A 12,775-nucleotide genomic window follows, 5' to 3' on the forward strand; every position below is an offset into this window, starting at 1 on the left:
CTGTGGGCATGGGGGATGTACTCAGCAGTGGCTCGGACCGACCGCCCTGGAGACCACCGCGTCGGCTGATCGCTGCGGCCGCAGCCGTAGCCCTGTCCGCGGCGCTCGTGGTGGGCATCGTGGCCGTGAGCGGGCCCGACGAGCAGGACCCGGCAGCACCCGTGAGCTCGTCGTCGGCGTCGCCGTCCGGCCGTGCCTTTCCTGATGGCCCGGACTCGACTGTCGGGGCAAAACAAACCCCTGGCATGGTGATCACAGGTTTACCACTGTCTCAGGGTGCCACGCTGATCAGGCGTGATCGCAGAGCGGACGCGGGCCCGTTGACGGTGGTCGTGCGACGCTCAGACGGTTCTCTGGGACTGCACGGCGCGGTGGTCACGTTCCCCGTACCTGCGCCGACAGGTGGGCGCCCGGTCCTGGTCGGCAGCGTCTCGGGCAGGACCCTTGAGCGAGAGATCACCTGGCCAGTCGGTGGCTCATACGCACGAGTCCGAGGAGATTTGCCGCAGTCCGAGCTGATCGCTGTCGCCGCCGCTACTAGCGTCGCCTCGGGCCGCCCCGAGGTCGAATCACCGCCCGGACTTTCAGTAACGGCCATGGGCACCTCACGCCCGACCTACATACACGAGGCCCGATACAGCTCAGCCGAGACCGGGGAGGTAGACGAGCTCTCAGGCGGCCTGACCTTCACCGGCGTCGCCCGGTGCGGCGGCCTCGAAGACCAGTTGTACGCCGCCCGTGTTCAGACGGCAGGGACCGTCAATGGCAAGCCCGCGATCATCACGTCTGCGTTCGGCGGCAACGGCGCGCTGGCCTGGGAGCCGGTGCCCGGTGTCGTGGCGTACATCGGCTACAGCGGGGCCCAACTCGACAAAGGTGCCATCGCCGCCCTGCGCCGTCTGGCCGCGCGGACACGTCTGCTGAGTCCTGAGCAGTGGCAGGCCACCAGCCCTACAACGAGCGACCAGATCAACGACTTCGGCTGATTCGACTGAGATCTAAAGCCGTGGAGCCGACCTGCCTCACCCCAGTACAACGTGTTCTGACCGCATGCCCTGTGTGCCTGCCTCTTAACGGGCACGGGCACGGGCGGCCGGCGGTGCCGAGCGGGGCGGAGACATGAGCGCGGGCGCCGCCGGCCGCCCGCGCCCGCCTGGAGGAGCGAAGCGACGACGGGTGCTTGACGTCCACCCCCGGATCGCGATGCAGATCCTCCGCCACTCGGAGATCGCGGTCACGATGGAGGTCTACACGCACGTGCCCTCGGCCGACACCCGCCGGGCGCTCCGCAAGCTCGGCAAGGCGCTGGGTGGCGGCAGCAAGCAGAAGAAGGAAAAGAAGGGGAAGCGCAAGCAGCAAGAGGGGGCGGAAGAGCCGTCGGCCGAGGGCGGCCGGCGAGAGCCATAGCGGTTGCTGTACTCCGCTGCTGTACGCACGACAGAGGCCCATTCGCGATCACGCGAATGGGCCTCCGACCGGTGTCGGGGTGGCGGGATTTGAACCCACGACCTCTTCGTCCCGAAGCAGGACCTGGAAGATCGTTTGCCTGTGCTCTAGGTCAAATATGCCGGTCACGGCGTTGGAGAGCGTCGTTTTCCGTCGACGCCCCGGGGCTTCGGTACAAGATCATCTCCAGGATTTCTCCAGGGCATCGCACACGCTCACTGCGCACGGTGCAGTAGCCGGCGTGTGGCCTGGTCCGCAGATGCGTGGCCCGTTGGCAGACCGCACGCCTCGGTGCGAGGCACGGCGAGCCTCGGAGGCTCAGCCCCTCCGTGCGGGAGGTGCTGAAGCGGGTGATTCTCTGATCGCCCGCGTGTTCACCGGTGGTGCGACGACTTTCGCGAAACCGTGAACTCTTCGGGGCGCATCGGGGAACAGCAGGTGACAGGCACTCGCCGAGGAGCCAGGGGAAGCATTGTGAGCGGACCACCGCCGTCTGTGACACGGACGGAGGACGACGCGGAGACAGTCGTGCAGTCGTTGGAGCAGCCGGAGTTGTTCGCGCTGCTCTACGACCGCTACGCCCCCGATATCCACCGCTACGCGGCCCGTCGCCTGGGCGACAGCGCCGCAGACGACATCACCGCCGACACCTTCCTGGTCGCTTTCCGGATCCGGTCCCGCTACGACCGCACGCGCGCCAACGCGCGCCCCTGGTTGTACGGCATCGCCGGAAACCTCATCGGCAAGCAGCGCCGCGCCGAGGTGCGGGCGCTCAGGGCGCTCGCCCGCACCGGCTGTGACCCGCTCGCCGCGTCCGGGAGCGAGTTCTGGATCGAGGACACCGACAGCCGGATCGCGGCGCAGGGCCCGCTGGCCGGCGCCCTCGCGGGACTGTCGGCGCCGGACCGGCACGTCCTGCTGCTCGTCGCCTGGGCCGAACTCACCTACCAGGAGGTCGCGGAGGCGTTGGGCATACCGGTCGGCACGGTTCGTTCGCGGCTCAACCGGGCGCGACGCAAGGTACGTACGGCGCTGGGTGCCGATCCTGCATTCGTGATCGACGCGGCGGAGGTGGCGTAGCCATGGACGAGATGACCGAAGTGCGCGAGCTGCGCGCCCACGTGCCGGTCCCTGACCGGGCCCGGCTCGCACCGGGACGGGCCCGGCTCACCGAGACCGCGCGGGCCGGGCAGTCGCGCCGCGCGTTGTGGCTGCGGTGGGAGTTCGCGATCGTCGCGGTCGTGGCCGCGGTGACCGCCGTCGCCGTCGCCGTCACCCTGCTGGTGGGCGGAAAGGGCTCGGGAGGCACGGTGCAGCCCGCGGCCACGCCGGGCGTGCGCTTCAAGGGAGTGAGCGCGGCCGAGTTCCTGCGGCAGGCAGCCGACGCGGTCCGGACACAGCCGAACGGCACCGTCCCGACGGCCAAGCAGTGGATCTATACCAAGACGGCGCAGGAGCCTCCGAACAAGTCCCACAAATTCATGGGCGATCTGGAGAACTGGATCCGCTACGACGGCTCCGCCGGCGCCTTCCGGCTGGGGGATAGGCCGCTCGACGTCACCAAGATGCACCTGGAGAACGGCGGCGCGGGCGATGAGCGCTCGCCACGTGAGATGTACCGGGTCCTCACCGCCTTGCCGGCCGACGGCAGGGGGACGCTGAAGGCGCTGCGCGAGCAGGACGCCATCGCCGACTCCAAGGAAGACTCACAGGCACGCAACGACTACTTCGAGATCAGAGTCCTGCTGTCGGCCGACGTGATGCCGGCCAAGGGCCTGGCCTCTCTCTACCGTGCCCTCGCACTCCTGCCGGGCGGAAAGGTCACCGGCCACCTGGTCGACACCGCCGCCGGACGCCGGGTGATCGCCCTGGACTACAGCCGCGGGGAAGACCCCAGGACCGGTGAATCGATGCACGACCAGTGGCTGATCGACCCGCAGACCTACCGGATCGTGGGCAAGCGGATCGTCTCGGGCGAGGGCAAGGTCCTCGGCGGTGACTCGCTCGTCGCGACGGCGGTGGTGGACAAGGCGGGCGACCGCAGTTGACCGACCGCGATCCAGGGCGGCCCGCACCACGGGGGCGCGCCCCGCCCCTCTGCGTCTGCGTCTGCGCACCTGGTACCTCAGCTTGGGATGCTCGGACCCCGGGCGAGTGACCTAGCCAACAGACGTGCAGCGATTGGCAGTTGACCTGCCTCTTTGCGTACTAATGTTCAGAAGCTCCGGCGGCTGCAAGATTCACGACGCAGTGCGCCGGTGTCTGTTTAGGAATCAATTCACCTTAAATCGGGGGATTCTCACCGCAATGAACAACATCAGCAGGAAGACCCGCTACCGTGTCACCGCTCTTGCCGCAGCCGCCCTGGCGTTCGGGGTCGTCGCCGGTCCGGCGACGACCGCCCAGGCAGCCACCGCGCAGGGCTTCGTAAACGGCTGGGACAACTTCACGGACGATTGGGCCGACGAGGGCATCCTGTCGACCACCCAGCACGCAAACAGCGGTGCCACCGGCCTGTGGCAGCTTGTGCTGTGGCAGGACGGGTACCTCTCCGAGTCCGACGTCGACTGCAAGTTCGGACCCAAGACCCAGGCCGCTACGAAGAAGTGGCAGGCGCATTACCTGAGGGCCTCGGAGGCGGACGGCGTCGTCGGCAACAAGACGTTCGGTGAGGCCAGCCAGCACATCGGCAGCACGGACAACGGCTTCAGCCTCCAGTACGGGAGCATCTACATCGGCCGGAACGTCAACAATGGCGAGTACTTCTTCCACACCGATTACACCAACGGCTTCGTCGATGCGAGCTACACGAGTGCCGCCAACTGCCGCTGAGCCCGGCCCCGGCGTCCCGCTGACGGACCAACCAGCCTCGGTACCCTGACCCCGGTCCGGGTACCCGTCGGCCGGAGTTGAACGCGAACGGCTCCTAGATGCGGTCGCGTCTCTCTAAGGTCGGCCACTTGCCGAAGCGCTTCAGGAAACGGCGGCCTAGTCGTGACCAACCGCCCCCGTGGATGTCAAAGGCCCCGGACCATGATCGGTCCGGGGCGCTTTCCCTTGTGCCCCCGGCAGGATTCGAACCTGCGACACCCGCTTTAGGAGCGAGGTTGGGCGATCACAGGTGCGACCTGGGAATCCCTGCCTTGGGCAGCGTCGGGCGGTACGCACCCTGGCGAACCCCGATTCCCCGTGAGTCCCCGTCCGTTCTGGCACGGGAGTGGCACGCCCTGGGGCCGTTGACGTGCTCCGGCATCATCGCGTGTATGACGCAGAGCGAACACGTACTGAGGATGGCCGATCTCCGGCGCGCCTGTTCCGTACTCCTGGACGAGGCGGAACGCCGGTTCGGTCATGAGGTGGACCTCTCCGAGTTGCCCGTGGATTACTACTGGAGCCTCGACCTTGCAGCCGCGTTCGACATGAGCCAAACGCCGACAGCGCAGCTTGACTGCGGACAGGTCAGCGACGATGTCACTGAGATCGGGGCGCTTGTGCGGCGCGCCCCAGAGGACGTCATTGCCCTGTGGCACGATCTCGATCACCTCGCCGGTGTGCTGCGCCTGCTCGCGCACCTCGATCTGCCGCGGTGAGCCCAGGGGGCAGTCTTGAAAACCGTCGTGGCGCGAGTCACCGTGGGTTCAAATCCCACACCCACCGCGCTGGTGAACGGCCCCTGACCAGGTAGATCGGTCAGGGGCCGTTGCGTTGCCTGCTGCCCGCGAGTGCCCGCGGTTCACCGCTGGTCCCCGCTCGATCGGGCACGGTTGGGGCACGAAGGGTGCACCCTCCGACCTATAGCAGTTTTGGCTGATCCAGATGGGAGAGCGGGATGGCTGCTGCACCAGATAGGAGCGAACTCTTACCTGATGCCCTGCGCAGCGCAATCATTACTCCCCTATGGTCTTGGCATGGGCATTCTTATACCTGGGTTCGCGCCGACGGTGGTCGGCGTGGTGAGCTTCGCTGTTGTCTTCGTCTGCATGGCCAAGGTTCTCTTACCGCGCATCAACAAGGTCCTCGGCGAACGGAAGGACGCCATCGAGGGCCAGACTGAACGTGCTGAACAGTTGGCGGCTGAAGCCGATGAAGTCCTCGCCAAGTATCGCGAGGAGCTGGCTGAGGCCCGACACGAGGCGGCGCGCCTGCGCCAGGGGGCTTTGGAGGAGGGCGCGCAACTGATCGCCGAGATTCGCGCTGCGGGCCTGCGGGAACGCGAGGCGATGATTGTGGAAGCTCAGGCACGGCTCGCGGCCGATCGCGTCATCGCGGAGACAGAACTGCGGGGAGACATCGTGTCGTTGGCCACGGAGCTGGCTGGTCGGGTAGTCGGCGAGGCTCTCGAAAGTGTCGCCAACAGCGAAATCGTGGACCGCTTCTTCTCGGACCTCGACGCTCGAAGCGTGGCAGGTTTGCAGTAGTCCCCACCTCAACCCACCACTTCCCCAGCTCTCATCCCGTCCGCCGTCGACCCACACACCGTGGAGCGGGCGTGGTCCATGGCGTCCAGGTGGAGCGCGCTACTGTACGAACGACCTGGACGCCATGGGCCGCGTCTGCTCGGCTTTGCCTGGGTCGACGGTGGACGGGATGAGAGCACCCCGCGCACGCCACAAGGGACCCGCGGTCGGGAACGGCGCCCCCTCCATCCCGGTGCCGGCCGATCCCCCGCCGGAGGCACTGCTCTGACCGTGGCCGCGCTATGCAGTGATCGGCTCATGGCCACCGCCCTATCCACATGTGGGCGCGCGTCGGCGCAGCGCGCGCGAGCGGGCCGAAGGCAGGAGCGCGGCGCGCAGCGAAGCCGGGGCTTGAACCAGTAGAGAAAGTTTGAATCACGTCGTCCTCGTGGGGCCTGTCCGGTTCCGGTAGACGCTTGACAGTTCGGTCCCAGCTGATAGTTGACAGTGGCCGTGTTCGGCTTTTCTGTGCGCGTCGTTGCGGCGTGTGTGGGGAGGCCGGGATTGGCGCTGGTGGAGTTGTCGGTTGTCGAGCAGAGATACCGGGCTGTCCTGGCCGTGTTGGCGGGTGCGACGGTGACGGAGGTTGCCGCGTCGCTTGGGGTGTCGCGGCAGACGGTCAGCGGGTGGAAGTCGCGGTATGAGGCTTCGGGGCTGGCCGGGTTGGCGGACCGTTCCCGCAGGCCGGCCTCGTGTCCGCATCAGGCCTCTGCCGAGGTCGAAGCGGCCGTGTGCGAGCTGCGGCGCACGACCGACGTCCCGGTCCGTAACGTGAAAGCGAACAGGCCCCACGGGGCTTCCCATGTTGTCTAGGCCCACCGTCAAGCATCACCTGGGACCAGAACGTCAAGCATCAGCTGGGATCCGACAGGCTGGCTGCGCTCAGCGCGGTACTCGTCCAGCAGGCTGAAGAACAGCTCGACCGCTGGTGTGTTGGAGGCCTCGGCCTCGCGCTCGATCTCAGCTGCCCATCCCAGGGAGCTGTGCCGACCCAGCCGCTTCCACAGCCACTCGGCGAATGGCCCCTGGCAGCCAGGGTTCCAGAAGTCGAAGTCCTCTGCGGTGCCGTGCACTGCCAACGCGACTCGGTATCCGACAAGCATGGAGTCGAGATGCTGCAGGGAACTGCCAGGCAGCCACATCCCAGGGCGTAGGCGGACCTTGTCGAGGAAGTCGTGTACGTCGCCCAGCTCGGTCAGCTGCCTCGGCTTCCGCCGTGTTCCATCTGATGCAGTCATCGGGGCACCTTAGCGGCGCAGCAGCTGCTTGCCATCGTGGCTCCGCACGTGCGGGCCGTTACCGTCCAAGGCGTCTAGGAGCCGGATCGCGAAGACCTCGGCCATGCGCTCGCTGACCTCTTCGGGCGTGAGCCAGTCAACCGCGGTCGATTCGCTGGACGTGCGCTCCGCGCCCCCGGAGGGCTTGCACCGGAAGACCAAGGCGACGACGCCCCTGGTCGTGTTCTTGTACACCCCGGTGAGCTGGTCCACCTCGACGTGAATGCCCGTCTCCTCCAGGACCTCGCGGGCGACGCCGGCCTCGGGGGTCTCGTTGAGTTCGAGCACGCCACCCGGGAGCTCCCAAGTGCCGTTGTCCGCACGGCGGATTGCCAGAACCCTGATGTGAAGATCGCGTTCGGCGACTTCGCGGCGTCCTGGTTCAAGGATCGTGACTACGCGGCCACCACGCGTGAGCGCAACGCGGGCGTCCTCAACCGGCACATCCTGCCGACGTTCCGCGCGGTCCCCCTGCGGGAGATCACCACGCCGCAGGTACGGCGCTGGCGTACCGATCTCCTCGACGCGGGGGTCGGGCCGGCCACCGTCTCCAAGGCGTACCAGGTCCTCCGGGCCATCATGAGCACGGCCGTGGATGACGGGCTGATCGAGCGCAATCCGTGCCGGGTCAAAGGTGCGGGGACGGTCACCCACACCGAGCGGCCGTTCCTCTCCGTGCCCGAGGTGTACCGGCTCGCCGACGCGGTCCCGCCTCACTGCCGTGCCCTGGTGCTCCTGGCCGCGTTCGCCGCGCTCCGCTTCGGTGAGCTGGCCGCGCTCCAGCGCCGGGACGTCGGCCTGGAGGCCCGTACTGTCTCCGTCCGTCGCTCGTACGCCGAGACCCGGACGGATGGCCTTACGGTCAAGGCGCCCAAGAGCGCGGCCGGGTGTCCGCACCGTGGCGTTCCCGGCCTCGCTCGTGCCCGAGCTGGCGCACCACCTGGCCGAGCGCGCGGAGGCCGGCCGCACCGGGCTCGTCTTCGTCGGGACCCGCGGTGGTGTCCTGCGGCGGAACAACTTCCGGCGGATCTGGCTCCGCACCCTCGCCTCGACCGGTCTCGGTGACGTGCACTTCCACGATCTCCGGCACACCGGCAACACCCTCGCCGCGACCGGCGGCGCCACCACCCGTGAGCTGATGCAGCGGATGGGCCACTCGTCGGTGCGGGCCGCGCTGGTCTATCAGCACCTCGTCAACGGACGCGACCACCAGATCGCCGACTACGTGGACGGTCAGATCAGGAAGGTGCGGCGGCCTCCGCGCGGTCCATCTGGCACGTGAGTGGCACGGCGGCCCCGAGCAGCCGAAAAAGATCAAGGCCCAGGCATCCGGATTCACACCGGCTGACCTGGGCCTTGTTCGTGTCCTGAGACTGGTGGGCGCGGACGGTTTCGAACCGCCGACATCCGCCTTGTAAGTTCGCTCCGACCGGACCTTGGCGGGGCTCAACTGCGCACACAAATATCGTCTGTGGTCGCTCAAAACCGCAGCCGTCCATGATTGTTGATGTCAGCGGAACAATCCGGGCACAGGACAGATCTCCATGGGTTCTCGCCCGGGCCACGGTGGCGGGCGCCGACCACGCCTCACCTGGTAGCGTGACGATCTTCGATCGGCGGAAGCCGTACGGAGTCCTTGAAGGCCGGGCACATCATGCGTCTGACCGAACATCCCGCAAGCCGCCGTCTCGGCGCCGCCCTGGACAGTCTCAACGTCACCTTCCGCGGTATGACCGCGCATCCGGACGAAACCAACTGCACCTGCCACTGGGGCAGTTCGGCGGAGCTGTCCCTGCTGAAGACGCCGGACGTGGAGCTGGAGCCGGATCTCCTGCGCCGGACCTGGCAGGTCACCGACTGGACCGATCACGCGGCCGTGCTGCGCCGCATCCTGCCGCAGTTCGCCGCAGCGCTGGTCGCCGGTCGCGTTGAACCATGGCGAGGGCTGGAAGAGGCGGGGTACTGCTTCGCCCGCGGTCGCTGGCAGCAGTGGCCCGACGAGCACGCGGGTCCGGTACGCGAGTTCTTGCATGCCTGGTGGGCGCAGAGCCTCACCGACCCGGATGCGGTCGTCCCGGCGCACCAGGTCTTCGCGATGTGCGCCGAGGCCTCCGGAACGCTCGGGCCCTGGCTCGCCGAATGGGAGGAGCAGACCGGTCACCTCAACGAGAGTGGCACGGCTCGACGGCCGTCGAACTGGGTGGGCGCCTCCATGGCGTGCAGGGCGGTACGCGGCCGGCGAGGTTGTGGAATCCCACGGCGTGGTCGCCCTCGCAGCGATCTGACCGTGAGGATGGCCCACCGGACAGTACCGAGTAGGTTTATCGCCGCGCTCGATTCCGGGGCGGGGCAGGACTGTCCGAATGCACACGACGAAAGAACCGGCTCAGTGGTCAAAATCAGGAGGACCCTCAGGGTGGTGCTGGCCGTCACCGCACAGGCAGCGATGGTGGCATTGGAGGTGGCGCTCCAGGAGGACGCGACCGTGACCGGCTCGTGGATGACGCGCCTGCTCCCGCTGGCTCCGATGCCGTTCGGCCTGTACTTCGTCTGGCGGCTGTTCCTGAACCCTTACGTGTCGTTCGGGCAGCACCGCCTTCGGGTCAACAACATGTTCACGCACTACCTTGTCCCCTACCAGCTGATCACGGCGCTGGGAGGGCGGTCCGCCCTCGACCTTGTCGTGTCGGGGTACGGCGGCATGCGGGTGGACGCACTCGGCGCCGCTCCTCTGACGGGCAAGGCCAAGCGGGACACCGTCGCGCAGGAGTTGCTGCGCCGCCGCGACGCCGCCGTGCCACTGGCCGGACACGGCTTCGAGAAGCGCATCACGATCGGGCTCCCGGAGTGTTTGGGGCCCGGCGTCTCCCTCGCGTGCTTCCTTGTAGGTGGCATCGCAGCGGCCTTCGGATAACTTCGGATAACACGGTCCGCGTTCCGAGCCTGCTTCCTCGATCGGCGATACCGGTCCCGCCTTGGAGCATGCTCACCGCACACGGTCACCCAGGCGGCGGCGACGGCACGCATACCGATGCCTTGTCGTCTCGGACGGGTGCCACTCCAGGACTGAGCTGATCGGTTCGACGTGCTCGGCCGTGAGCAGGGTCAGCGCTGTGGCACCCGGCCAATGCGTGACTGGACAGCGGCGTCGACGACCGGCGTGCGCACCGCCCGGGACAGGCTCAAGAGCGATGGCTGCCCGGTGTCCAGCACCCGTGGTCCGGTGGGGGAGCGCGGTACGTACCCGCTCCTCGGTACCACGAGGTCGATGTCCCCGATCGCGATGGCAATCGTGCCTGAGGTCAGGGCGGGGGCCTCAGCAAGGGCCGCGACGGCGGTCATCGCTGCCGTCCCGATGGCCTCGGCTGCTGCTGAGCCGGCTGCCGGCGCTTCCCGGTACGCGCGTTGGCGGACCTGGTCGTCGAGGCGGCCGGCGAGTCGATGCCTTCCCGGCGACCAGCGCGTCGGGTCCTCCGGGTGCGAGCCTTCCGTGCCCTTTCGGCCTCCTCGTCCTCGTTCACACGAGCCACGCTGTCACGCGAACGGACGCCTTACGTGGAGCGACCGACCACCCGCCCACCCCTTCGGACTCGTCCGTGCCGGAGTGATGCCCCGCGGTGGGCAGCAGGTGCGTCGATGTGCGGGCCCGGTCGTCGTGGCGGGCCGCCGCTCCTGCTGCGGCGCGATGGCTGCACCATCCGACAACGGGCGTGTGCAGGGGAGTTCCGGCCTTCTTCTTGATCTGAAGTCGTCGGTACAAGGCGCGAGCGTACGGTGAAGTCCCGCCCGGTCATTGAGGCTTGAGGAGCAGCATGTCGCGTACTGCAGTCGTCATCGGCGGTGGCTTGGCCGGCATGCTGGCAGCCTCGGCCCTGTCTCAGAGGGTCGAGGAAGTGACCGTCCTCGAGCGCTATCCGCTGCCGGAGGGGCCAGGGCCGCGCAAGGGCATCCCGCAGAGCCGACACGCCCACATCCTGCTGCCCAGCGGCCGTGATGCGATCGAGTCGCTGATACCGGGCGCGGGCATCGGCAGCCGTCTCGCTGCTGCCGGCGCCCGTGTTTCGTCTGCCACCTCGCTCCTCACGTTCGGCACCGAGGGATGGTTCCGCCGCTGGGGGCGCGACAGTCACCCGCTGACCGCCTGCAGCCGGGACCTGCTGGACTGGACGGTCCGCGAGGCCGTTCTGGAGGAGGACAACATCGCGGTTCGCACAACGCAGGTTGTGGGACTGCTGGGGAGCTCGGCACGGGTCACGGGGGTACGACTGCGCGACGAGGACGGCCAGGAGAGCGATCTGTCCGCGGATCTGATCGTGGACGTGAGCGGGCGTGGGTCCCGGGCCGTGCACTGGCTCAAGGATCTCGGCATAACGGATGTCACGGAATCCGTTGTCGACTCCGGGCTCGTGTACGCCAGCCGGCGCTATCGCATCCCCAAGGGCGCCGAGGACTGGCCCCTGACGCAGGTGAACGCGGATCCCTTCTCCGGAGAACCTGGCCGTTCCGCGAACCTCGTACCCATCGAGAACGACGAGTGGCTCGTCAGCCTGGGTGGGACACGGGGCGGCGAGCCCACCTCCAGCGCTGAGGACTTCACGCGGTTCGCCCTCAGCCTGCGGCACCCCATCGTGGGCGAGCTCATTGCCGGAGCCGAGCCTCTCACGGACGTCGTCCTGAGCCGGGGCACGCGAAATGGCCGCCGCTACTTCGAGAAGGCCCGCATCTGGCCCGAGGCATTCATCGTCCTGGGCGACGCCGTCGCCACGTACAACCCGGTGTACGGCCAGGGCATGTCCGTGGCTGCGCTGGGAGCGAAGGCGCTTCAAGAGGAAGTACAGCGAGACGGCGCCGGCGCCCCCGGGCTCGCGCGCCGTGTCCAGCGGGCCGCGGCGAAGCCGGTAGAGGCCGCCTGGGCGATGAGTACGTCTCAGGACAGGCATTTCCCTGACGTGGAGGGAAATCCGCCCAACTTCGCCGAGCGCGCCCTCACCCGGTACGTGCGCCGCATGACGAGAGTGGCCATCACCTCCTACCAGGTGTCCTCCGCCATGTGCGACGTGACCACACTGCGGAAGGACGCGATCTGGCTGGTGCACCCCTCACTCCTGCTCGCAACGCTGGCAGGGCCCGTCCTGCCCTCGCTGGAGGGGCCGCCACTCACCGTCGAGGAACGCGCCTTCTTCGAGTCGTACGTTTCGGCTGCCGGCTGAACGGCCTGCGGCGGAAGCGCGGACGTACCGCTCGGCTGGGGACGAGCCCTGGCCGAGCGGTGTGGAAGAGCTGCTGAGGGCGGCGGCGGAAGGACGGACGGACCAGGCTTCTGCGCGACTGCCGCCCTCAAAGGCGACGGCGGCGGAGCGTCAGCTCTGTGCGGTGTTGTCGCCGGCCTGCCCGGCGCCCTCGGCTGCGGCCGCCTTCTCGCGCATCTTGCGCACCAGCTCCGCCTTCTGGTCGGCCGCGGCCTTGCGGTCGAGGTTGCGGTGCGGACCGTTGTTCTGCCGTTCGGCGCGGGACAGCTTCTTGCGTTTGCCGCCGCCCATGCCCACGGGGTTGTTGATGTTCTTGCTCACGGTCACGGGTTCTCCCGGTAATGAT

General features: G+C 68.0%; 14 protein-coding genes and 2 pseudogenes. 12 read left to right on the plus strand and 4 right to left on the minus strand.

Annotation, left to right across the window (positions count from 1 at the left end; translation table 11 throughout):
- The first annotated feature begins 596 nt into the window (after positions 1-596).
- The 8 genes and pseudogenes from OG485_RS38500 to OG485_RS38535 form a co-directional block, all read left to right on the plus strand.
- Entirely contained in the window at positions 597-986 is a 390-nt protein-coding gene (locus tag OG485_RS38500; RefSeq protein WP_328673243.1) for a hypothetical protein, read from the plus strand.
- A gap of 190 nt (positions 987-1,176) precedes the next feature.
- Positions 1,177-1,407 (plus strand): hypothetical protein, encoded by a 231-nt coding sequence (locus OG485_RS38505; protein ID WP_328673244.1) that lies wholly within the window; start codon positions 1,177-1,179, stop codon positions 1,405-1,407.
- Between the two features lie 513 nt (positions 1,408-1,920).
- On the plus strand, positions 1,921-2,526 hold the full coding sequence (locus OG485_RS38510) for an RNA polymerase sigma factor (RefSeq protein ID WP_328673245.1): 606 nt from the start codon (positions 1,921-1,923) through the stop codon (positions 2,524-2,526).
- Positions 2,527-2,528: 2 nt separating this feature from the next.
- Positions 2,529-3,494 carry a CU044_5270 family protein gene (locus OG485_RS38515; RefSeq protein WP_328673246.1) on the plus strand — a complete coding sequence of 322 codons (966 nt, stop codon included), beginning with the start codon at positions 2,529-2,531 and terminating at the stop codon, positions 3,492-3,494.
- A 259-nt stretch (positions 3,495-3,753) separates the two neighbouring features.
- Positions 3,754-4,278 (plus strand): peptidoglycan-binding domain-containing protein, encoded by a 525-nt coding sequence (locus OG485_RS38520; RefSeq protein WP_328673247.1) that lies wholly within the window; start codon positions 3,754-3,756, stop codon positions 4,276-4,278.
- 431 nt (positions 4,279-4,709) lie between these two features.
- Positions 4,710-5,036: a hypothetical protein gene (locus tag OG485_RS38525; RefSeq protein WP_328673248.1), complete on the plus strand. Its 327-nt coding sequence runs from the start codon at positions 4,710-4,712 to the stop codon at positions 5,034-5,036.
- Positions 5,037-5,312: 276 nt separating this feature from the next.
- Positions 5,313-5,864 (plus strand): F0F1 ATP synthase subunit B, encoded by a 552-nt coding sequence (locus OG485_RS38530; RefSeq protein ID WP_328673249.1) that lies wholly within the window; start codon positions 5,313-5,315, stop codon positions 5,862-5,864.
- 558 nt (positions 5,865-6,422) lie between these two features.
- A pseudogene (locus OG485_RS38535) lies at positions 6,423-6,650 on the plus strand (helix-turn-helix domain-containing protein); the annotation flags it as partial.
- A gap of 74 nt (positions 6,651-6,724) precedes the next feature.
- On the opposite strand, the gene OG485_RS38540 reads toward OG485_RS38535, so the two are convergent.
- Both OG485_RS38540 and OG485_RS38545 read right to left on the minus strand, forming a co-directional pair.
- On the minus strand, positions 6,725-7,141 hold the full coding sequence (locus OG485_RS38540) for a hypothetical protein (protein ID WP_328673250.1): 417 nt from the start codon (positions 7,139-7,141) through the stop codon (positions 6,725-6,727).
- 9 nt (positions 7,142-7,150) lie between these two features.
- Positions 7,151-7,570 carry an NUDIX hydrolase gene (locus tag OG485_RS38545; RefSeq protein ID WP_328674811.1) on the minus strand — a complete coding sequence of 140 codons (420 nt, stop codon included), beginning with the start codon at positions 7,568-7,570 and terminating at the stop codon, positions 7,151-7,153.
- Here OG485_RS38545 and OG485_RS44140 point away from each other — a divergent pair.
- From OG485_RS44140 to OG485_RS44145, 3 genes and pseudogenes are all read left to right on the plus strand, one after another.
- Positions 7,526-7,747 (plus strand): annotated as a pseudogene (locus OG485_RS44140) (site-specific integrase); the annotation flags it as partial. The gene OG485_RS38545 and the pseudogene OG485_RS44140 overlap by 45 nt on opposite strands.
- Before the next feature lie 331 nt (positions 7,748-8,078).
- The gene (locus tag OG485_RS38555; RefSeq protein WP_328673251.1) at positions 8,079-8,462 is read left to right on the plus strand and encodes a tyrosine-type recombinase/integrase; all 384 of its coding nucleotides are present in this window, start codon (positions 8,079-8,081) and stop codon (positions 8,460-8,462) included.
- 372 nt (positions 8,463-8,834) lie between these two features.
- The gene (locus tag OG485_RS44145; protein WP_443048857.1) at positions 8,835-10,094 is read left to right on the plus strand and encodes a hypothetical protein; all 1,260 of its coding nucleotides are present in this window, start codon (positions 8,835-8,837) and stop codon (positions 10,092-10,094) included.
- 603 nt (positions 10,095-10,697) lie between these two features.
- Here OG485_RS44145 and OG485_RS38565 read toward each other — a convergent pair.
- Complete coding sequence (locus OG485_RS38565; RefSeq protein ID WP_328673252.1) at positions 10,698-10,940, minus strand: hypothetical protein; 243 nt, start codon at positions 10,938-10,940, stop codon at positions 10,698-10,700.
- Positions 10,941-10,992: 52 nt separating this feature from the next.
- Between OG485_RS38565 and OG485_RS38570 the strand changes: the two genes are divergently transcribed.
- Complete coding sequence (locus tag OG485_RS38570; protein WP_328673253.1) at positions 10,993-12,390, plus strand: FAD-dependent oxidoreductase; 1,398 nt, start codon at positions 10,993-10,995, stop codon at positions 12,388-12,390.
- A gap of 150 nt (positions 12,391-12,540) precedes the next feature.
- Here the strand turns inward: OG485_RS38570 and OG485_RS38575 are convergent, their stop codons facing one another.
- On the minus strand, positions 12,541-12,756 hold the full coding sequence (locus tag OG485_RS38575; RefSeq protein WP_328673254.1) for a DUF6243 family protein: 216 nt from the start codon (positions 12,754-12,756) through the stop codon (positions 12,541-12,543).
- Positions 12,757-12,775 lie beyond the last annotated feature (19 nt).

Source organism: Streptomyces sp. NBC_00328 (assembly GCF_036139655.1).
Classification (GTDB): domain Bacteria; phylum Actinomycetota; class Actinomycetes; order Streptomycetales; family Streptomycetaceae; genus Streptomyces.